General features: G+C 40.5%; 27 protein-coding genes. 8 read left to right on the top strand and 19 right to left on the bottom strand.

What is annotated here, in order from left to right; all coding sequences use genetic code 11:
- Nucleotides 1–63: 63 nt before the first annotated feature.
- The 5 genes from tlp to acnA all read right to left on the bottom strand — a co-directional run bounded on the left by tlp (nt 64) and on the right by acnA (nt 4,081).
- The gene (tlp, locus tag G4P54_RS10305; RefSeq protein WP_024715915.1) at nt 64–315 is read right to left on the bottom strand and encodes a small acid-soluble spore protein Tlp; all 252 of its coding nucleotides are present in this window, start codon (nt 313–315) and stop codon (nt 64–66) included.
- A 36-nt stretch (nt 316–351) separates the two neighbouring features.
- Complete coding sequence (sspN, locus tag G4P54_RS10300; protein ID WP_003231569.1) at nt 352–498, bottom strand: acid-soluble spore protein SspN; 147 nt, start codon at nt 496–498, stop codon at nt 352–354.
- A 64-nt stretch (nt 499–562) separates the two neighbouring features.
- Entirely contained in the window at nt 563–688 is a 126-nt protein-coding gene (locus tag G4P54_RS10295; protein ID WP_003244964.1) for an FbpB family small basic protein, read from the bottom strand.
- Nucleotides 689–767: 79 nt separating this feature from the next.
- On the bottom strand, nt 768–1,280 hold the full coding sequence (locus G4P54_RS10290) for a redoxin domain-containing protein (RefSeq protein ID WP_167872587.1): 513 nt from the start codon (nt 1,278–1,280) through the stop codon (nt 768–770).
- A 71-nt stretch (nt 1,281–1,351) separates the two neighbouring features.
- Entirely contained in the window at nt 1,352–4,081 is a 2,730-nt protein-coding gene (gene acnA / locus G4P54_RS10285; protein ID WP_167872586.1) for an aconitate hydratase AcnA, read from the bottom strand.
- A gap of 225 nt (nt 4,082–4,306) precedes the next feature.
- On the opposite strand from acnA, the gene sspO reads away from it, so the two are divergent.
- The 4 genes from sspO (at nt 4,307) to G4P54_RS10265 (ending at nt 5,767) form a co-directional block, all read left to right on the top strand.
- Nucleotides 4,307–4,453 carry a small acid-soluble spore protein SspO gene (sspO, locus tag G4P54_RS10280; protein WP_003221239.1) on the top strand — a complete coding sequence of 49 codons (147 nt, stop codon included), beginning with the start codon at nt 4,307–4,309 and terminating at the stop codon, nt 4,451–4,453.
- A 31-nt stretch (nt 4,454–4,484) separates the two neighbouring features.
- Nucleotides 4,485–4,631: a small acid-soluble spore protein P gene (locus tag G4P54_RS10275; RefSeq protein WP_167872585.1), complete on the top strand. Its 147-nt coding sequence runs from the start codon at nt 4,485–4,487 to the stop codon at nt 4,629–4,631.
- Nucleotides 4,632–4,711: 80 nt separating this feature from the next.
- The gene (gene cotM, locus G4P54_RS10270) at nt 4,712–5,104 is read left to right on the top strand and encodes an outer spore coat protein CotM (RefSeq protein WP_081719916.1); all 393 of its coding nucleotides are present in this window, start codon (nt 4,712–4,714) and stop codon (nt 5,102–5,104) included.
- 234 nt (nt 5,105–5,338) lie between these two features.
- Entirely contained in the window at nt 5,339–5,767 is a 429-nt protein-coding gene (locus tag G4P54_RS10265; RefSeq protein ID WP_024715920.1) for a DUF2621 domain-containing protein, read from the top strand.
- Between the two features lie 30 nt (nt 5,768–5,797).
- Here the strand turns inward: G4P54_RS10265 and G4P54_RS10260 are convergent, their stop codons facing one another.
- From G4P54_RS10260 to ccdA, 3 genes are all read right to left on the bottom strand, one after another.
- The gene (locus G4P54_RS10260; protein ID WP_081719917.1) at nt 5,798–6,289 is read right to left on the bottom strand and encodes a CcdC family protein; all 492 of its coding nucleotides are present in this window, start codon (nt 6,287–6,289) and stop codon (nt 5,798–5,800) included.
- A gap of 78 nt (nt 6,290–6,367) precedes the next feature.
- Nucleotides 6,368–6,730 carry a response regulator gene (locus tag G4P54_RS10255; protein ID WP_024715922.1) on the bottom strand — a complete coding sequence of 121 codons (363 nt, stop codon included), beginning with the start codon at nt 6,728–6,730 and terminating at the stop codon, nt 6,368–6,370.
- An 88-nt stretch (nt 6,731–6,818) separates the two neighbouring features.
- On the bottom strand, nt 6,819–7,526 hold the full coding sequence (ccdA, locus tag G4P54_RS10250) for a cytochrome c-type biogenesis protein CcdA (RefSeq protein ID WP_167872584.1): 708 nt from the start codon (nt 7,524–7,526) through the stop codon (nt 6,819–6,821).
- A gap of 219 nt (nt 7,527–7,745) precedes the next feature.
- Here ccdA and ynzD point away from each other — a divergent pair, with 219 nt between their 5' ends.
- A complete protein-coding gene (gene ynzD, locus G4P54_RS10245; RefSeq protein ID WP_081719945.1) occupies nt 7,746–7,910 on the top strand; it encodes an aspartyl-phosphate phosphatase YnzD in 165 nt (54 codons plus the stop codon).
- 80 nt (nt 7,911–7,990) lie between these two features.
- Here the strand turns inward: ynzD and G4P54_RS10240 are convergent, their stop codons facing one another.
- The 6 genes from G4P54_RS10240 to yneA form a co-directional block, all read right to left on the bottom strand.
- Entirely contained in the window at nt 7,991–8,209 is a 219-nt protein-coding gene (locus G4P54_RS10240; RefSeq protein WP_003153994.1) for a YneF family protein, read from the bottom strand.
- Between the two features lie 85 nt (nt 8,210–8,294).
- Nucleotides 8,295–8,741 (bottom strand): sporulation inhibitor of replication protein SirA, encoded by a 447-nt coding sequence (gene sirA, locus G4P54_RS10235; RefSeq protein WP_167872583.1) that lies wholly within the window; start codon nt 8,739–8,741, stop codon nt 8,295–8,297.
- Between the two features lie 154 nt (nt 8,742–8,895).
- The gene (gene tkt / locus G4P54_RS10230; RefSeq protein ID WP_167872582.1) at nt 8,896–10,899 is read right to left on the bottom strand and encodes a transketolase; all 2,004 of its coding nucleotides are present in this window, start codon (nt 10,897–10,899) and stop codon (nt 8,896–8,898) included.
- A 168-nt stretch (nt 10,900–11,067) separates the two neighbouring features.
- Complete coding sequence (locus tag G4P54_RS10225; RefSeq protein ID WP_167872581.1) at nt 11,068–11,301, bottom strand: DUF896 domain-containing protein; 234 nt, start codon at nt 11,299–11,301, stop codon at nt 11,068–11,070.
- Nucleotides 11,302–11,363: 62 nt separating this feature from the next.
- Complete coding sequence (locus tag G4P54_RS10220; RefSeq protein WP_024715928.1) at nt 11,364–12,017, bottom strand: YneB family resolvase-like protein; 654 nt, start codon at nt 12,015–12,017, stop codon at nt 11,364–11,366.
- Nucleotides 12,018–12,035: 18 nt separating this feature from the next.
- Complete coding sequence (gene yneA / locus G4P54_RS10215; RefSeq protein WP_081719918.1) at nt 12,036–12,353, bottom strand: cell division suppressor protein YneA; 318 nt, start codon at nt 12,351–12,353, stop codon at nt 12,036–12,038.
- A gap of 148 nt (nt 12,354–12,501) precedes the next feature.
- On the opposite strand from yneA, the gene lexA reads away from it, so the two are divergent.
- Nucleotides 12,502–13,119, top strand: coding sequence for a transcriptional repressor LexA (gene lexA / locus G4P54_RS10210; protein WP_167872580.1), 618 nt, complete (start codon nt 12,502–12,504; stop codon nt 13,117–13,119).
- A 506-nt stretch (nt 13,120–13,625) separates the two neighbouring features.
- Here the strand turns inward: lexA and fosM are convergent.
- A complete protein-coding gene (gene fosM, locus G4P54_RS10205) occupies nt 13,626–14,048 on the bottom strand; it encodes a FosM family fosfomycin resistance protein (protein ID WP_167872579.1) in 423 nt (140 codons plus the stop codon).
- Between the two features lie 211 nt (nt 14,049–14,259).
- Here fosM and G4P54_RS10200 point away from each other — a divergent pair, with 211 nt between their 5' ends.
- Nucleotides 14,260–14,712: a YndM family protein gene (locus tag G4P54_RS10200; RefSeq protein WP_024715932.1), complete on the top strand. Its 453-nt coding sequence runs from the start codon at nt 14,260–14,262 to the stop codon at nt 14,710–14,712.
- 26 nt (nt 14,713–14,738) lie between these two features.
- Here the strand turns inward: G4P54_RS10200 and G4P54_RS10195 are convergent, their stop codons facing one another.
- The 4 genes from G4P54_RS10195 to G4P54_RS10180 form a co-directional block, all read right to left on the bottom strand.
- On the bottom strand, nt 14,739–15,497 hold the full coding sequence (locus G4P54_RS10195) for a gamma-polyglutamate hydrolase PghL (protein ID WP_167872578.1): 759 nt from the start codon (nt 15,495–15,497) through the stop codon (nt 14,739–14,741).
- A 229-nt stretch (nt 15,498–15,726) separates the two neighbouring features.
- Nucleotides 15,727–16,041: a hypothetical protein gene (locus G4P54_RS10190; protein ID WP_167872577.1), complete on the bottom strand. Its 315-nt coding sequence runs from the start codon at nt 16,039–16,041 to the stop codon at nt 15,727–15,729.
- Between the two features lie 268 nt (nt 16,042–16,309).
- A protein-coding gene (locus G4P54_RS10185; protein ID WP_167871594.1) for an IS3 family transposase occupies nt 16,310–17,460 on the bottom strand; the annotation gives its coding sequence in 2 pieces (ribosomal slippage) (nt 16,310–17,187 and nt 17,187–17,460; 1,152 coding nt in all).
- Nucleotides 17,461–17,599: 139 nt separating this feature from the next.
- A complete protein-coding gene (locus G4P54_RS10180; protein WP_167872576.1) occupies nt 17,600–17,788 on the bottom strand; it encodes a hypothetical protein in 189 nt (62 codons plus the stop codon).
- A 393-nt stretch (nt 17,789–18,181) separates the two neighbouring features.
- On the opposite strand from G4P54_RS10180, the gene G4P54_RS10175 reads away from it, so the two are divergent.
- Nucleotides 18,182–18,616 (top strand): SRPBCC family protein, encoded by a 435-nt coding sequence (locus G4P54_RS10175; protein ID WP_167872575.1) that lies wholly within the window; start codon nt 18,182–18,184, stop codon nt 18,614–18,616.
- Nucleotides 18,617–18,716 lie beyond the last annotated feature (100 nt).

Genomic DNA, 18,716 nt, shown 5'->3' with positions numbered 1-18,716 from the left:
GTCAATTTAGCCCCATTTTACCATAATCAAATCAGAAAGAAAAAAACCAGGTTTCCCTGGTTTTTATGAACGGTATCCGTTTTGTCTCGCTGCGGATTCATCTTGGATTTCATTGCGAAATGCTTCGATACTCTGCTCGCGTCTTGCATTTTTTTCTTTGATTCGCTGTTTATCTTCTCCTGACGCAAATTCCATTGATGATTCTGCTTCTTCTATGTTTTCAATTGTATTTTGAACCATATCCTGCAATTTTTCTACGTTATCAGAACGATCATCAGGATTAGGCTGCTGGTATTGATTTTGTTTTTTTGACATTCAGATGTACCTCCTAGAAATAAACTCGATTCAGTGCTACTCGCCTTTTGTCTGCATGATAATCGGCCGCTGTCCGGAGGTATCATGCATTTTTTCCCCTTTATTGGCTTTATATTTTACAGGCTTGGTACCCAAGTGGCTTGGAGCATATTGAGGCTGACCGTTTTTCTTGTTGTTTCCCATGTTTATCCCTCCTCAACAGATAGGATTCTCAAAAGGAGGGGTAAACATGAATACAATTTAAAGGTTATTTTTGCTTAAATCGCTGCTCAAGCTTTTCCTCAAGCTGATTCAAATACTCCGTATTGGTCATCAGCTCTTTTTTATTCTCCATGACCAGCTCATGAAAAGACCGCTTTCTCATCTTCTTCACTCTTCTCACCTCCGCATATTCTTTTATTTTTTCCAATTCTGAAAACTTGTAAGCATATCTAAACATAAAAAAACTGAACCTAATCAAGATTCAGTTTTTCTTCCATTTCTTTTTTTGTCATGGTGCCTATGTGTATGTCTTGAATGACACCTTTTTCATCTAAGATATACGTCGTTGGATACGACATCACGTTGTAGTCAGCATTAATCCCTTTTTTATCAATCAGAATAGGAAACGTTAAATCATACGTATCAGCAAACGCCCGGACCTGTTTTTCACTTTTCTCGGCTGAAGTGAAATTTACCGCTACAATGGCAAGGTTGTCTGGGTGCTCTTTTTGCAGCTGTTCCATCGCTGGCATTTCCTGACGGCACGGTTTACACCAAGTTGCCCAAAAATTGAGCAAGACTTTTTTGCCTTTTGTGTCTTGCAGGGAACGATTCTCTCCTGATAACGTTTTCAAAGAAAAATCAGGAGCTTGCTGTCCCTCTTCAATTCCCACTTCTTTTTTGCTGTATGTTTGATACAAGTTCCATCCCATATACCCGGCAAGCATGATAAGTACGATCCCAGCGAGCCATTTTTTCAGCATATGCCACCTCCGCAGCACACTTTGTCATAAAAAGAAGAGAAAGCAAAATGCCTTCTCTCCTTATTGATTCATCAGGACTGTTTCATTTTTTCACGAAGCACCATTTGCAGGATGCCGCCATGGCGATAGTAATCAATTTCAACTTCACTATCAAAGCGGACGACCGCTTCAAATGTTGTGACATTGCCGTCTTCATTGATCGCTCGTACTGTGACAAGATCACGAGGGCGAACTGTTTCATCAACATCTACCTCGATGACTTCTTTACCAGTTAAGCCGAGTGTTTCAGCATTTTCACCTTGTTTAAATTGAAGCGGCAGCACACCCATAAATACAAGGTTGCTTCTGTGGATTCTTTCAAAGCTCTCTGCAATTACCGTTCTGATGCCGAGAAGGTTTGTTCCTTTTGCAGCCCAGTCACGTGAAGATCCCATACCGTAGTCTTTTCCGGCTAATACGACAAGACCGGTTTTATCTTCTTTATATCTCATGCACGCCTCATAGATAGATGTTACTTCACCAGTCGGCCAGTACGTTGTAAATCCGCCTTCTGTACCCGGCGCGATTTGGTTTTTGATGCGGATGTTTGCAAATGTTCCTCTCATCATGACTTCATGGTTTCCGCGGCGGGAACCGTAGGAGTTAAAGTCACGAGGAGAAACACCTTTCTCTTGCAAGTACTTTCCGGCAGGCGTGTCTTTTCCGATTGCCCCCGCAGGAGAAATATGGTCAGTTGTGACTGAATCACCAAACTTACCGACAACACGCAGTCCTTTTAATGGCTCAACCTTGCCTGGCTCAACAGACATCTCTTCAAAGAATGGCGGGTTTTGGATGTAAGTTGACTCGTTATCCCATTTATATAATGCTTCATCTGTTGTTTCAATCTCGTTCCAGCGCTCGTTGTCATCAAATACCGTTTCATACTCTTTACGGAAGAGCTCAGGCGTAACAGTTTGCTTAACAAGTGAATTGATTTCGTCTGTTGACGGCCAAATATCGTTAAAGTATACGTTTTGACCATCTTTACCCACACCGATCGGGTCGGTTTTCAGGTTAATGTTCACCGTTCCAGCCAGCGCATATGCCACTACAAGCGGCGGAGAAGCAAGGTAGTTGCCTTTAACAAGCGGGTGAATACGTCCTTCAAAGTTACGGTTTCCGGAAAGGACAGACGTAATCAGAAGATCATTTTTCGCAACCGCTTCTTCGATTTCTGGTGAAAGCGGACCTGAGTTTCCGATACATGTTGTACAGCCGTACCCAACAAGATTAAAACCAAGTTCTTTCATGTATGGAAGAAGGCCTGAATTCACAAGATATCCTGTAACGACTTTAGAACCCGGTGCAAGTGACGTTTTCACGTAATTAGGCACCTTAAGCCCTAACTCAACCGCTTTTTTCGCTACTAGTCCTGCACCGATCAGAACGTAAGGGTTAGATGTATTCGTGCAGCTTGTAATCGCGGCAATAGCGATCGCACCCGTTTTCATAACTGTTTCTTCACCATTGAGAAGTTTAAACTTAATTTCTTTATTCTCTTCCTCAGCGTTTAAACCGAACCCTTGGTTACCCGCAGGGCTGACTAAGTGCTTTTTAAACGTTTCCTGCATAGCAGAAAGCGGAATTAAATCCTGAGGACGCTTTGGACCTGATAGGTTTGCTTCAATTTGTGAGAGGTCGATTTCAACCACATCAGTAAATTGAGGGTCTTCCGCATCAGGAGTGTAGAACAAGCCATTGCTTCTGCAGTACGCTTCAACAACATCAATATGTTCAGGATCACGGCCTGTCAGGCGCATGTAGTTGAGCGCTTCTTCATCTACTGGGAAGAATCCGCATGTAGCACCATATTCCGGCGCCATGTTCGCAATTGTTGCGCGGTCTGCGAGCGGCAGTTCAGCAACTCCCGGCCCGAAGAATTCAACAAATTTGCCGACAACGCCTTTTTCGCGCAGCACCTGTGTCACTTTTAACGCCAAGTCAGTAGCTGTTGTTCCGTTTGGAAGCTTGCCGACAAGTTTCGCGCCGATTACCTCTGGAACTGGAAAGTAAGAAGGCTGTCCAAGCATTCCTGCTTCAGCTTCAATTCCGCCGACACCCCAGCCGAGAACACCGATACCGTTAATCATTGTTGTATGTGAGTCCGTTCCGACAAGCGTATCAGGATACGTGACAAGCTCGCCGTCTTCTTCAATAGCGTGGACGACACTTGCCAGAAACTCAAGGTTTACCTGGTGCACGATACCTGTTGCAGGCGGCACTGCTTGATAATTATTAAACGCTTTCTTTGCCCAGCTTAAAAATTTATAGCGCTCAGCATTTCTTTCGAATTCCAAGTCCATATTGATGGCTAACGCATCTTCAGTGCCCGCTTTATCAACCTGTACAGAGTGGTCGATCACAAGATCAACAGGAATTTCAGGGTTAATTTTATCAGGATCTCCGCCGACAGCTGCCATCGCTTTACGCAATGAAGCTAGGTCTACTACTGCCGGTACCCCAGTGAAGTCTTGTAAAATAACACGAGACGGTTTAAACGGAACGTCGATTTCCTTTAATTCGGCAGTTCCCCATTTTGCCAAATTTTCCACGTGTTCTTTTTTGATCACGAATCCGTCAACTTGACGCAATACTGATTCTAAAAGAACTTTGATGGAATAAGGAAGCTTCGAAACCTTCCCGATACCCGAGTCTTCTAACGCTTTTAAAGAGTAGTAATGATAGGTTTTCCCATTTGTAGTAAACGTTTTTCTCGCTTGGAAAACGTCTTTGGCTGCAGTTTTTTGCTCATTTGCCATTCTCCAAAATCCCCCTTCAGATCAGATCATCCTAGATGAACGTAAATTCCATCACAATTTTCTCACAATTTCATATTAAAACAAAATCATACATAAGTAAATATCAATGTTTTTATTAAATACAATAAGTTCGGCTTATCAGACAAACGTACCGGTAATTATTACTGTTGATGACTTCTCATATAACGCAGTATAAGAAGCCATATTATGATTGAGGTGATAATGATGGTCAAAAGAAAAGCGAATCACGTCATTAACGGAATGAATGACGCGAAAAGCCAAGGCAAAGGTGCCGGATACGTTGAAAACGACCAGCTAGTACTGACTGAAGCGGAACGCCAAAATAATAAAAAAAGAAAAACCAATCAATAACATCGGACTCTTTTAAGGAGGTTCTCATTTCATGACCAATAAAAATACAAGTAAAGATATGCATAAAAACGCCCCTAAAGGACACAATCCGGGTCAGCCGGAGCCTCTCAGCGGAAGCAAAAAAGTGAAGAACCGAAACCATACAAAACAGAAGCACAATTCAAGCCATGATATGTAAGAAAAGCAGACCTTAGTGTCTGTTTTTTTATGCGTTCACCCATTTCTGCATCTCCGCATATGATGGTAAGCAAGGTTGATATGTGGAGGAATGCTTCCATGACCCATTCAAAACGTGATGATCCTAATGATTTCGATAGTATGGACGAATGGCTTCGGCAATTTTTTGAAGACCCCTTCGCCTGGTACGACGAAACATTGCCTATTGATTTATATGAAACAAGTCAGCAGTATATTATTGAAGCTGATCTGACTTGTTTACAGCCGACACAAGTAACAGTTACCCTGTCTGGATGCGAGTTTATTTTGACAGTCAAATCGTCAGGACAGACTATTGAGAAACAAATGATGCTTCCTTTTCATCTTAATGACAAAACCATTCAAACCGAATGCGAAAATCAAATACTCACAGTTGCCGTCAATAAAGACACAAAAGATGGTTCTTCTTTTTCTCTTCAATTTCCTCTCAGCTAATATAAAAAGTCACTTTCATCCCCTATTATGAAAGTGACTTTTTTTCCGTCCATTTATCGTCAAATACCCTCTAGCGACTCTCCCATGGCCAAATAGCAGATTCACTATACAATAGAATATGATCTATTCTTTCTTTTGACTAGACGTCTATCACTTTTTTCTATTCTTTTTTTCCTGTGTTCTTCTAATCTCGCTTCATATACAATATGGTTAGAATAGAAGGGGGAATGGTTGATGCTGGAAGGCTGGTTTTTGTGGTTTATTCTGTTTTGGGTGATCACGATGGTTGTCTTATTATCAATCGGCGGTTTTTTTATGTTTCGAAAGTTTTTAAAGCGTTTACCGAAAGAAGACGGCAGGTCAGAGCTTGATTGGCAGGATTACTATATCGAAAACAGCAGGGATTTGTGGAGCCATGAAAACAAAGAATTTCTGAATGAATTGGTATTGCCGGTTCCAGAGCTGTTCAGAGATGCAGCCAAAGCCAAAATCGCAGGTAAAATCGGTGAGCTTGCATTAAAAGAAAAGGTATCAAAGATTGATCAGCAGCTTATAATCAGAGGCTATATTCTCGCTACTCCTAAAAGAGATCATACCTTCTTAAAAAGGCATCTGCGAGACAAAAAAATCGATCTCGAACCTTATCAGACCCTTCTCAAATAAAAAACCTTTCCTGATAGAAGGAAAGGTTTTTTAATTCATTTGAATATTAGCTGACTGCAGCTCGTTATGAAGTTTACGATATGATAAATACATGGCGATTCTCCATGGAACAATCATACCGAAAGCCAGAATCCAAAACATTCCGCTCAGTGCGCCGTAGTCAATTGATGTGCTTAAGATCGATTTCATCACGATTCTGATCACTAAAAGACCGACTAATATAAAGACAAAAGCTTTAGAGCGTTTCATATAGATTTCATTATTTTTAATTTCAAATTTAGAAGTTTTGATTAGAAAAATAGAGAAAATCACGCCTAAAGTGATCGCTTCTAAAAACTCTGCACCAGTCACCCAAAATACCGGAAATACAAACATTAACGCTCCCGTACTCATAAAAATGGGCGGAAGAATGATTTTTTTCGGTGAAACGGGCTTGTCAGAGGACTTTATTCTGACCACCATCACAGTTACAGCCATTAACACAGCAATAATCGATGAAACTATAATCATCATACTTATCATTCCTTTGTTTCTCGGAGTGTTGATACTATATACTATACTCCAAAACAATAAAAAAAACCATTTTGAAAAGAAATGACTTTAATTTCCTATGACGCGGCTAACAGCTTCTAACACTTTTGTTTCTTCGAATGGCTTAACAATAAAGTCTTTTGCCCCCAGCTCAATCGCTTCAGCTACAATTCTATGCTGACGCATAGCGGTGCACATGATGACCTTTGCTTTAGGATCGAAGGTTAAGATATCACGAAGTGCCTTAATGCCGTTTTTCACCGGCATTGTAATATCCATTGTCACGATGTCCGGCCGCAGTTTTTTATACAGGTCTGCCGCTTGCTCACCGTCCGCCGCTTCGCCTGCAATTATGTAATTTGCCTCTTCCAAGATCTCTCTGATTTTGACTCTCATGAACTTGGCGTCGTCTACAACTAAAACTCTTGTCATATTCCCCTCCAAAAATCGATTTCCACAGATAATAGTCTTATTGTATCAAAAATAAAGGGATTAGCAGTAGTGCAAAAGTAACCATTCGTCAAAAACCGGTAAATCCTCCAAACAGATCAGACAGCAAAATAATGATCAGGCTCATCCAATCAAAGAATAACAGCACACCAATTACAATCATTAAAACGCCGCCTGCTTTCATGATCAAAAGCTGGTTTTTTCTTATCCACTTCAGCTTTGTGATAAAGAAAGACAACAAAAGAAATGGAACAGCAAAACCGAGTACATAAAACATCATATACGGCACAGCTGAGCCTGGATTTGTGCCCGCAAGTGTGATAACAGCACCTAATATCGGTCCGGTACACGGCGTCCATCCCGCCGCAAACGCCATCCCGATGAAGACAGAACCTAAAAATCCGCTTGGCTTATGCTTAAAATGGATTCTCCGTTCTTTCATCATCGCCTCAGGGCGGAACACGCCAAGCGTAAAGAAACCGAACAAAATAATAAGCAACGCGCCAATTTGCCTTATCGCATCGTGATAACCCCTAAACAGGCTGCCAATAAACGAAGTTCCATAGCCTAAAGCGATAAAAATAATGGAAAAACCAAGCAAGAAACACAAAGTATGAAACAAGCTTCTTTTCTGCATTAGCAGCTTTTCTGTTTTCACATCATCCATGCTGACCCCTGTAATATAAGACAAAAAAGCAGGATAAAGCGGCAGGCAGCAAGGCGAAATAAAGGATAAAAATCCCGCTCCGAAAGTCAAAAATAAATTCACGTCTCCCATGTCATCATCCCTTCATGATTTGACCTTCCTTCAAGTTATGACAAAATCATTTCATTTTTTTAACACTTTCCCTTGAAGGATTTCTATTTTCAGAAAAAACTTATATAATTTAATTTGACATTGAGATATTGTACTCCTTCTCATTTGAAAATTAGTATAAATATGGATATAATATAATCATTCAATTTGAAGATCTAATGTATGAAAGGATACATCCCTGTGATTAGAGAGCATCTATTAAATGAAATCGAAAAAAAAAGAGCAGAGCTGCTGCAAATTGTCATGGCGAACGGAATGACATCTCATATAACGATAGAGCTCAGTCAGGAGCTTGACCATCTTCTCATACAATATCAAAAGCAGCGCCTAGAGAGTAGCGGGTAATGATTCATTGCAAAATAAAAAACCCGTATAAGGGTTTTTTATTTTATAACCATGTTTCTCTATATCATAATCTTTACGTATTATTTCGCTTGATTATTCATGGCTTTCATCATTTGATTAATTTTCTTTTGAGAAGGTTTCATTCCCATTTGCATCATCATCATGCGTAACATTTGTTCATTAATAGGCGGATTCTTTTTAAGATAGCTCATCATATATTTACGAGCAATAAAAAACCCGAGTGCAACACCTATGAGCAATGCAACAACGCCCACTAGGATGCCAACCCATAAAGTCATTTTATTTCCTCCTTCATGTTGTCTAGTTTAAAGTGTACTAAACCAAAAGCTATTATACAACATTTACATCTCTTTTTCTTCGGTTTTAGACAAAATTTCTTTCTTTCACGGGATTTAGCCATCCATATCTCTTCGAATTGAAGTCCATTGCCAGAAAGCAAGGGCTGACTTTTCTCAACACTTCAAAGAAAATCGTTTCTGCCTCGTAATCCCCCGAAGCCACAATCTCTATCATGTGCTCCTTCATCATAAACGTCGCGTGGCCTTTTGCTTTCGGCAAAGCTAATCTATAAATATAATCCAGCTGTCTGTAATCTGCATTGTTTAAATTCATTCTTAACCGCTGATGCATATGTAAAATCGGGATTGGCTGTGTAATATATTGAATCTGTTTTTCTGTCATTTCATACTGCTGCTTTGTCAGGCTTGTCCAATGATAGTCTTGAAACAGCTCAAACATAATCGATTCCCGCCCGAAATAGTGATTGGCAAACTCCTCTTTTATCAGGTACGTATAGTAATGACGTTCCATCTTTTCATCCCCTTTTTCAGCAGCATTTCATTTGCTCTCTATTATACAAAAGTAGAAAAAAAAGATTTGTCTATTACTGTTAACCAGCCAATACTATTTTTGTCGGATAAACAAGAAAAAGAGGATGATTTGACTCATCCTCTTTAAAAGACTTTTATTTATTGAGTAATGCTTTCACTCGGTTCACTACGTTCGGAACTGAGAAGCCGTATTCATTGATGACGGTTTCGCCAGGAGCTGATGCACCGAACCGGTCTATACCAAGCACGTCTCCTTCAAGTCCCGTGTATTTGCCCCATCCAAAAGATGCACCCATTTCAATCGCAAGCCGTTTTTTCACGTCTGCAGGAAGGACAGCGTTTTTGTATTCATCAGATTGTTTATCGAAACGATCCATTGATGGCATGCTGACAACGGAAACATCGATATTTTCTTTTGCTAATTCAGCCTGCGCATCAACGGCAAGACCTACTTCTGAGCCAGAAGCGATGAGGAGAGCATCAGGTGTTTCGTTTTTAGATTTAGAAACGACATATGCACCCTTTTCTACCCCTGCCAATGCTTCTTCAGCTGTTTGGTCGATCGTAGGAAGATTTTGGCGTGTCAATACTAATGCCGTTGGCTGATCAGTACTTTGCACTGCAAGCTTCCATGCTGCTGCTGTCTCATTGCCGTCTGCAGGACGGATTAAGGAAAGATTAGGCATCGCGCGGAGTGAAGCGAGCTGTTCAACAGGTTCGTGTGTCGGGCCGTCTTCACCTACCGCAATGCTGTCATGTGTGAAGACATATGTGACAGGAAGACCCATTAACGCTGCAAGACGAATCGCCGGACGCAGATAATCAGAGAAGACAAAGAAAGTCCCGCCGAATACACGAAGTCCGCCATGAAGCGCCATACCGTTTAAGGCTGCACCCATCGCAAATTCACGAACTCCAAACCAGAAGTTTTTGCCTGAGTAATCAACCGCTGTAAAATCACCGGCATTTTTAATTGTCGTTTTGTTAGATCCCGCTAAGTCAGCAGATCCTCCGACAAAGAAAGGAATTTTTTTCGCAAGTCCATTAAGAACTTCACCGGAAGATGCACGGGATGCCAGGCTGCTTCCTTTTTCATATACAGGAACCTCTTGATCCCAGTCCTTCGGAAGCTCTCCTTTGATTGCCAGCTCAAGCTGTTCAGCAAGTTCAGGATAAATTTCTTTATATTTAGCGAATTGGGCATTCCATTCCTGTTCCTTTTTCTCGCCAGATTCTTTAACCTCTGCTGCGAAATGCTCATATACTTCAGACGGAACGTAGAAATCTTCTTCATACGTCCACGCGTAAGCTTCTTTTGTTAATTTGCTTTCCTCTTTACCAAGCGGCGCGCCGTGAACACCGGATGTACCGGCACGGTTAGGTGATCCGAATCCAATTGTCGTTTTCACTTCAATTAATGTAGGTTTCTTTTCATTTTGGCGTGCTTTTTCGATTGCCGCTGTTAATTCTTTAATGTTGTTTCCATCCTCAACATAGAGAACTTCCCAGTTCATTGCTTCAAAGCGCTGTTTTACGTTTTCAGAGAATGAACGGTCGAGATCTCCGTCGAGTGAGATGTCATTAGAATCGTATAAAACGATCAGACGTCCAAGCTGGAGATGGCCTGCAAGTGAAGCGGCTTCAGAAGAAATCCCTTCCATTAAGTCACCATCACCGCAAATGCTGTATGTATAATGATCGACTACGTTAAATGAATCGCGGTTGTAAGTTTCCGCTAAATGGCGTTCAGCAATAGCCATACCGACCGCCATAGCAATCCCTTGGCCGAGCGGACCTGTTGTTGCATCTACACCGGCAGTATGTCCGAATTCCGGATGTCCAGGTGTTTTGCTGCCCCACTGGCGGAATCCCTTAAGATCTTCAATACTAAGATCAAACCCGCTTAAATGAAGCATGCTGTATAAAAGTGCTGATCCGTGTCCGGCGGATAAAACAAAACGATCACGGTTAAACCAGCCAGGGTTTGCCGGACTTACGTTCATAAATTTTGTCCACAGCGTGTATGCCATAGGAGCGGTCCCCATTGGCATCCCAGGGTGACCAGAGTTTGCTTTTTCAATAGCGTCTATTGACAGTGTGCGAATGGTAGCAACTGATTTTTTTTCAATTGTATCCATAAAAATCCCCTTCCTTATGTGTTGTACCCTTACATCATAAATGTCTGACGACTTTTTCTCAACTGTTTCAGCTTAAATTTGAGAGAAACTTGTTGAATCTTGTCACATGAGAGATTTGCTTATAGTATATACAAAAGAGGAATACGATATTGCCGTATTCCTCTTATATTAGTTAAGTTTATTATTTCTTTTTTCTCTTTTTAGCTTTTCCGGTGTTACATCATTGCCTTCCGGGTCAATGATTTTCACACTCTTTAACGTGTTTTTCATAGAAGAACGAAAACCTTTCAGGTACTCTTGACGGAGCTGCTGCTGTTCGGCTTTTTCTTCATCTGTTATAACGCCAACTTTGGCTTTGGCAGCAAGTTCATTAATTCTGGCAATTTTTGCGTTTGAAATCATGTTAAACTCCTTTATGCATTTTGTCTATATAGTACTAGATCAAACCGAGTTTTACAACTGATTCACTGTGCTGTCTCTTCATTCTCTATGTATTCCTGAAACCGCCGATGGACTGTCGCTTTAGAGACATCGTAGCCAAATCCTCTTAGCGTAGCCGCGATTTCTGCAAACGTCAGTTTATTCGCTCTGAGGCGGACGATCTCTGAAATGGGAACTTCAATTCTTTCTTTTCCACTGTTTTCATGTTGGTTTTTTAGGTTTTTTTGCGGTTTAAAACCGTTTTTCACTGCCCGTTTCATTCCCCGCTTGATTTTCATGTTGTGAATTTTCCGCTGATACTCTTCCACAATGCTGACGATCTCCAGCACCATCGAGTCAGCCTCCGATAACTCCAGTTCACCTCTGTGAGCCGTTGTATAAACTTTCACACCCTCTCTGTAAATACAATGAAGCAGTGCGATTTTTGCGTTTCCCCGCCCGAGCCTTGTCTCATCCTGAACCAAAATAACATCAATTCCAGCATTCTTGATCTCATCAAGCAGTTCAAATACACCATCCCGATCCATCTCATATCCGCTGGCTTTTTCAGAAATCACTTTGACCACTTCCATTCCGTTCTCCTCTGCAATGGCCGTAAGCTCCTCCTCCTGCCGCTTTAATGATGTTTCCTGCTGTTCTTTATTTGTACTTACGCGGGCATAAATGAGTGCTTTCATTTATTCTATCTTTCCTCTCTATCTTACAGTTGCCAATTCATATGCATCCTGATGTTTCTTTTCCAACGGAATTACTAACTCATCTCCCGGCTGGATATCAGACGTCTGAAGATGATTTTTATCAGCTATCCATTCAATAAAATCACTTTTGTTTATCTTTTTTGTATCTGCTACCTGATCAGCAATTGACCAAAGTGTGTCGCCCTGCTGGACTTCTATTTTAACATACTGATTAAGCTCCTGGCCGCTGCTTGTATATGACAGCAATAGGATAACCGCGCTCAAAATCACTGTGAACAGACCGACAAAAATAATAGATTCTTTATTCATGATCATAACCTCCGACAGGAATGTTTGTTCGCTTTTTATAGTTTCAGTATATACGAACAAACGTTTCTGTCAATTATTTTTTCGAACCTATGTTTGTACTGAAAGGAAAATCATGCTATAATCTTCTTAAAATCGACGTTTTGAGGTGCGAAAAATGACGAAGCTATCAAAAAGGCAACTTGATATCCTCAGTTTTATTAAAGCAGAGGTTAAATCAAAAGGATATCCGCCTTCCGTGAGAGAAATCGGAGAGGCTGTCGGGCTTGCGTCCAGTTCAACTGTCCACGGCCATTTGGCCCGTTTGGAAACAAAAGGGCTGATCAGACGGGATCCGACAAAACCCAGAGCAATAGAAATACTTGATGAAGAAGTAGACATTCCGCAAAGCCAGGTCGTTAATGTACCGGTCATCGGGAAAGTCACTGCGGGTTCTCCTATTACAGCAGTAGAAAATATCGAAGAATATTTTCCGCTCCCTGACCGTATGGTTCCCCCGGACGAGCATGTGTTTATGCTGGAGATTATGGGAGACAGTATGATTGACGCCGGTATTCTCGATAAGGATTATGTCATCGTTAAACAGCAAAATACTGCTAACAACGGGGAAATAGTAGTTGCGATGACAGAAGATGATGAAGCTACGGTAAAACGTTTCTATAAAGAGGATACCCACATTCGTTTACAGCCAGAAAACCCAACGATGGAACCTATCATTTTGCAAAATGTCAGCATTCTAGGCAAGGTGATTGGCGTTTTCAGAACGGTCCATTAACCTACTGATCTATTATTATGAAATAACCCCCTCTTCCTTTACGGAGAGGGGGTTTATTGTTCAAAAAAGCAGACTTGCCCTGATTTTTAAGAGCGAGCCTGAATAGGAGGAAAAAGAACATCATGTTTACACCATAATTATCCACCAAACAATTGTTGAAGTCAAGAAAATTTCTTTCCTTTAGGAAACTTTTATCAGAATGCTATCTGTTTAAATAATTAGACGACATCTTCTTAAAAACGTTTCATTCTTTTAGGGCGTGGAATGTTTAGGCTTAAAGTTGATTTAAGGAGCGTGAAAATTCTATTGTAATGAAAATTTAGTACATAGTATAGTTAGTTTATTCCACTCTGAAAAAAGCTCACTCTCCTTTATCATTGAAAGCTTAACAGACGTCAATATTTTCACTTTAGCACCCGTCAGTGCTTTGATTTTAGTTCCAGACTTTATTCTAAATGACATCATAAAATCGTTAATACGCGTGAAGGATCATGCTATAACTTTGCTCATTCATAAAAATCCATATGCGTTTTTTCCTGTTTATAATAACGGAGCCTGTCTTGAAGGGTCCCGGTATGAAATTCAAATTTATGGCCGTCAGGGTCGGTAAAATAAATCGATTTGCAATCACGATCATCTCGTTCCCTGCCAGGCAGAATATTGACATGAAGCCTTTTTAATTTTTCTGACATTTCCTCAAACTCATCATCCTGAATAGTAAAAGCAATATGGGTATAGGACGCCTTGATGTCATTTCTCGGAATATCAGGTTCTTCATTAAGCGCAAGCCAGATGCCATTTAAATCAAAATACGCTGTCGTTCTACCCTTTACCAGAAGCTTGACATCAAACACGTTTTGATAAAAATCAATCGATGTATCCAGCTGAGAAACTGAAAATAACAAGTGATTGATCCCTTTTATCTTCACAAATCATTCCCCCTTGAAAGCTGATCATCCTTATGTACGGCTTTTTTTCAAAAAAGTTTCGTGCAGCCAGCAAAAATACAAGTATAAACAAAATTGGATTGTTCAAAATAATGACTGTAACAGCGATGTCCTTTATGGATTCAATCCTACTTATGGTTATAATTTGTTTACTGCCAACGGTTTTCCTCAAAAATACAATTTAGGTGGTCAAATGAAACATATCATTGCTCTCGCTTCAAAGATTGCTTTCACACTTGCTCTTTTATATGTGATTTTGGATAGAGTTTATCACGCTCCCTTTTTAAGTGTGATGTTTATTGCACTTTTCTTAGGTTTTGTGTCATACCTGTCCGGGGACATGCTCGTCCTGCCGAGAACAAACAATATTACAGCTTCCTTAGCTGACTTTGGACTTTCATTCGTTATTCTTTGGGTTTTTGTTTTAGCCCAAACAAGGAATGATTTCCCACCGTTTGCAGCCGCTCTTCTTTCCGCTGCCTGTCTTACTGTTTTCGAATATTTTTTTCATCGGTATTTGCTGAAAAATGTGCTGGATGAAACCTTTCGAAATGAACTATCAGCCAGAGATAACACGCTGCAGTATCAAACTGAAGCCGCAGACGAGCTGTTTCCTGACGTGACGAATGAGAATGATAAGGAATAGGAGGCAATAAGCCTGCCTCCTATTTTTCAGTAGTTACTTTTCAGAAAGCGGGATATCACTTCAGTAAAATCATAAAACCTCTCATTTTGAGTAACAGATCTGCTTTTTAAAGAAAAAACGCCGAACAAAGATCTTCTAAATCCTGTGCTCATTTCTAATTGGATACTCAGACCTGTTTTTGATTGATTTGCGATGTTATTCGGGCTTACGCCAGCATGCGGGTGATCCGTACTGAGCAATATAGCAGGTAAACCGGCATGTTGCAGTTTTTCAACTAAATCTGCCGCTCTTACGCGATCTGTACCGCCTACTTCGATCTGCTGATCTTTGTCTGCATACCCGTGCAATGAAATAACATATTCATGACTTCCCGTCATCTTCAGGGCCTGAGGCTCATCAAATTGTGTGCTTGTAATATGCAGCACTGCATTTCCTGACGATTGTAAGCCTTCAAATAAATACATCGAGTACTCTTTGCTAAGTTCTCTCGCAATTTCACTGGTTCCGCCTTCAATACCTCCTCCGTGAATCGCTAAAATGAGAACTGGGCTTCCCGTTTCTTTTGTAACAATGCCGTAATCGGAAGGGTCTTCAATGTTTCTTAATTCTTCAAAATTCTGATATACATCTTCAGCATATATTGAAGAAATCGGAGTGAATACCATAAAAACAAACAAAAATTTCACAATTTTAAGAGTTGTTAGGAAATGTTTGGCTATGTTACAATCAACATGCTTCAAGGAATGGAGCAAACGGCGGAGCAGGGATACTTTGGCCGGTTTCATCTACTCCGCCTCTAAGTCCAAATAAACAGGATGTTGGTTTCTTTGAGGCTTTAGCACGAATTCTCTCGTCCTCCTTATTAAATTTTTGTTAAATTCACAATATTATATACCATTAGCCCGGGCGCTGTTCTTCTCATTTTTAATTTATGAAAAGGTAAGGCACCTCCTTTTTCCAATTCCCATATTAAACAAAATAAAAACGCACTTGCCTTTTTAGGCCCGTGCATTTTTATTTTCTTCTCATTCTTCGTTTTTTTGCTTTATTCAGTTTCATGATGTTTTTTTCAATTTTTCTTATTTTTCGCCTTTGCGGGATTGTTTTCATTTCATGATATACGGCCATAAATCCTCTTATTGTCATTGCTGCGATGTAAAGAGCTCGCTGTTTGATCATCCTGTCTGCCCGGCCATGATCACCCGCTTCTTTTTCCAGTCTTTCCATCACAGCTTTATCAAACAGCTGATCGACATACACTTGTTTCATCCCCACTGCAAACCCTGCAGCCAGCCAGAGAATCAGAAAACAACTCATATAAAACATCATTTATCGTTCCTTTCCGGTGGTGTTTTGTATTGCTTGCTCCGCCACCTCATCACTGCACCTTCCTATATATGAATAGAGGACATATGGAACAATCTAGCGCTTGGAACCACACATTCCAGTCAGTAAGTATTGATATCAAGTTATCCATCCGTCAATTTCCTTCATTCGAACAGAATTATTTTTCTTTATATCCATTTTTTCAATAAAAAAAGCATGATGTATCTTTCGGGACTGACCCCCGTTTTTGAGACAGGGATCAAAACACCTTTTAAACAGCCAATTGCCGATAGTTTATCGGTGATTGGTTGTTTAGTTTAGTTTGGATACGAATATTGTTATAATAATGAATGTATTCTATGACAGTGCGTTCTACGATGGCGGTCGTAGTTCGATCAATGCTGTTAAGATAGAACGTTTCAGACTTTAGTGAGGAATGAAACGATTCGATGGAGGCATTATCAGCGGGCGTCCCTTTGCGGGACATGCTCATGGTAATGCCTTTTGTTTTAACAGCTTTTTGATACTCGTAAGATGTATACACAGAACCTTGGTCACTATGTAACACGCAGTTCTCAGGCAACATTGGCAGCTGATCAAGTGTGTCTAAGACAAAGGCTGTATCCTGCTTATCCCCAATCGTAAAAGCAATCACTTCTCCATTGTATAAATCCAATATACTGGAAAGGTACAATTGTTTCTGTCCATAAGGCAAATACGTAATGTCCGTTACTAGTTTTTCAAGAGGGCGATCAGACTGAAAGTTCCGATCCAATATATTATCGACCACGGCATATGGCTGCCCATCCTTCTTGCGCTTTTTCACCTTAACCCGGCACTGCCATTGATTTTTCTGCATAATACGTTGAACCGTTTTATGGTTAATATGCATACTCTTTTTTAGTATAGCTGTGATTTTTCGATATCCATATCGATACTTGTGCTCTCGGCACAACGTGCCGATTTGTTTTTCCAAATGGCGCTTGGGATGATCCTTCATCGGATTCTTCTTCCAGCGATAATAAGACGCTCGAGAGATACCTAAATGAATACAGATATCCTGTATGGTCATTGTGCTGTTCAATATTTCTACAAGTTCGACTGACGTTTCGCTATCAACTTCCTTTCCAATTCGTTGTACTTTTTTAAAACTTCATTCTGTTGTCTCAGGTAACGAATCTCTGCCTGCATTTTCTCTAATTCGGAAGAATACTCCGGACCTTTTCCGTAAGTGTATTGCTTTCCAACAGGCTGTTCGAATCGATGTGTATCCCCAGCCTTATGCCATCTAACCCATGTCTGAACCTGTGTCTTATTCTTAATATTCAACTCCTGCATGATCTCTTTCATAGGTACGCCTGCCAATCTCATTTCTACAGCCTTCTGTTTCACTTCAACCGGATAACTCACTCTTGTCCCCATAGAAAAAACACCTCCAAGTCTAATTTCGGATAACAATCATCCGTATTCAAACTTGAAGGTGTTTTTTATTTGTCTCATCTTATGGGGTCAGTCCCTTCATCATACTTTTCAAAAATGCGCCTTTGCAGTCTGGAATAGACTAAAACTCCAGTTTGAAGCTTTCTGCCTGATCTGAAACTTCCACAGGTATTCCCATTATCGTTTTCGGTTTGGAAACGGAAACAAAGCGCATCTCTTCCTCTAATTGCTGAAACGCCTTTTCACTGACTACAATTCTAGCCGGCTTTCCCGGGCTGTTATCAATGGCTGCTTTAATTTTTCCAAGCATAAAAAACCTCCTGTTCTAGATATTAAATCAGACTATCATAAAATTGATGACAGTTTAAAATTAAAAAAAGATGATATACGTTTGTCCTCTCTAGAAAAACAGCATATAAACTAAAACCAATGACTACATTGAATCCGCGCAGAACGTTCTGACTGTGAAGAATTTTCGGTTCAAAAATAATGACTGCCCCTGCACATACGATCAGGAACGAAACCATACACTTTCTCACTGTATGTTCTTTCCCATACATGCATAGCCTCCCTTTTCAAAGAGCAAACTGACACAATACTCATCAACAGAGTTGCAGCATAAATAATGCAAGCTATGGACATGATCTCAATATGTATTATATGATTTAAATGAAAAAATATCTTATGTCAAGAGGTAAATGAAATGAACCATAATCACGAAAATACATTACCGGATATTACGAAAAGCATTACTTTGGACGCACCTATTCAGAAAGTCTGGGAGACAGTCTCCGCTTCAGAAGGCATCGCCAAGTGGTTTATGCCCAATGACTTTCAGCTGAAGGAAGGACAAGAATTCCACTTGCAATCACCGTTTGGGCCATCTCCTTGTAAAGTGTTGACTGTTCAAGCTCCCACTGAACTTTCTTTTGCATGGGATACAGATGGATGGGTCGTTACCTTTCAATTAGAAGACTTGGGAGGAAAGACAAGGTTTACCCTTATTCACGGCGGCTGGAAGGAGCCAAATGAAGTGATCGGCAAAGCGAACGAGAAAAGCTCAGTCATTCGCCGTAAAATGGATGGCGGCTGGACTGGAATTGTAAATGATCGGCTGCGTAAGGCAATTGAAGAATAAAAAAGAGAGAGATGGTGTCTCTCTCTTTTGTTTTCAACACATACTTTACGGTTTGAGATTTATCAATCATAGAACGTAACAGTTTTAGATTTACCAGAGT

Origin of the sequence: Bacillus tequilensis (genome assembly GCF_012225885.1) — a bacterium.
GTDB classification, from domain to species: domain Bacteria; phylum Bacillota; class Bacilli; order Bacillales; family Bacillaceae; genus Bacillus; species Bacillus tequilensis.
Note: the sequence above shows the minus strand (reverse complement) of the source record. Positions and strands in the feature narration are given on the sequence as shown.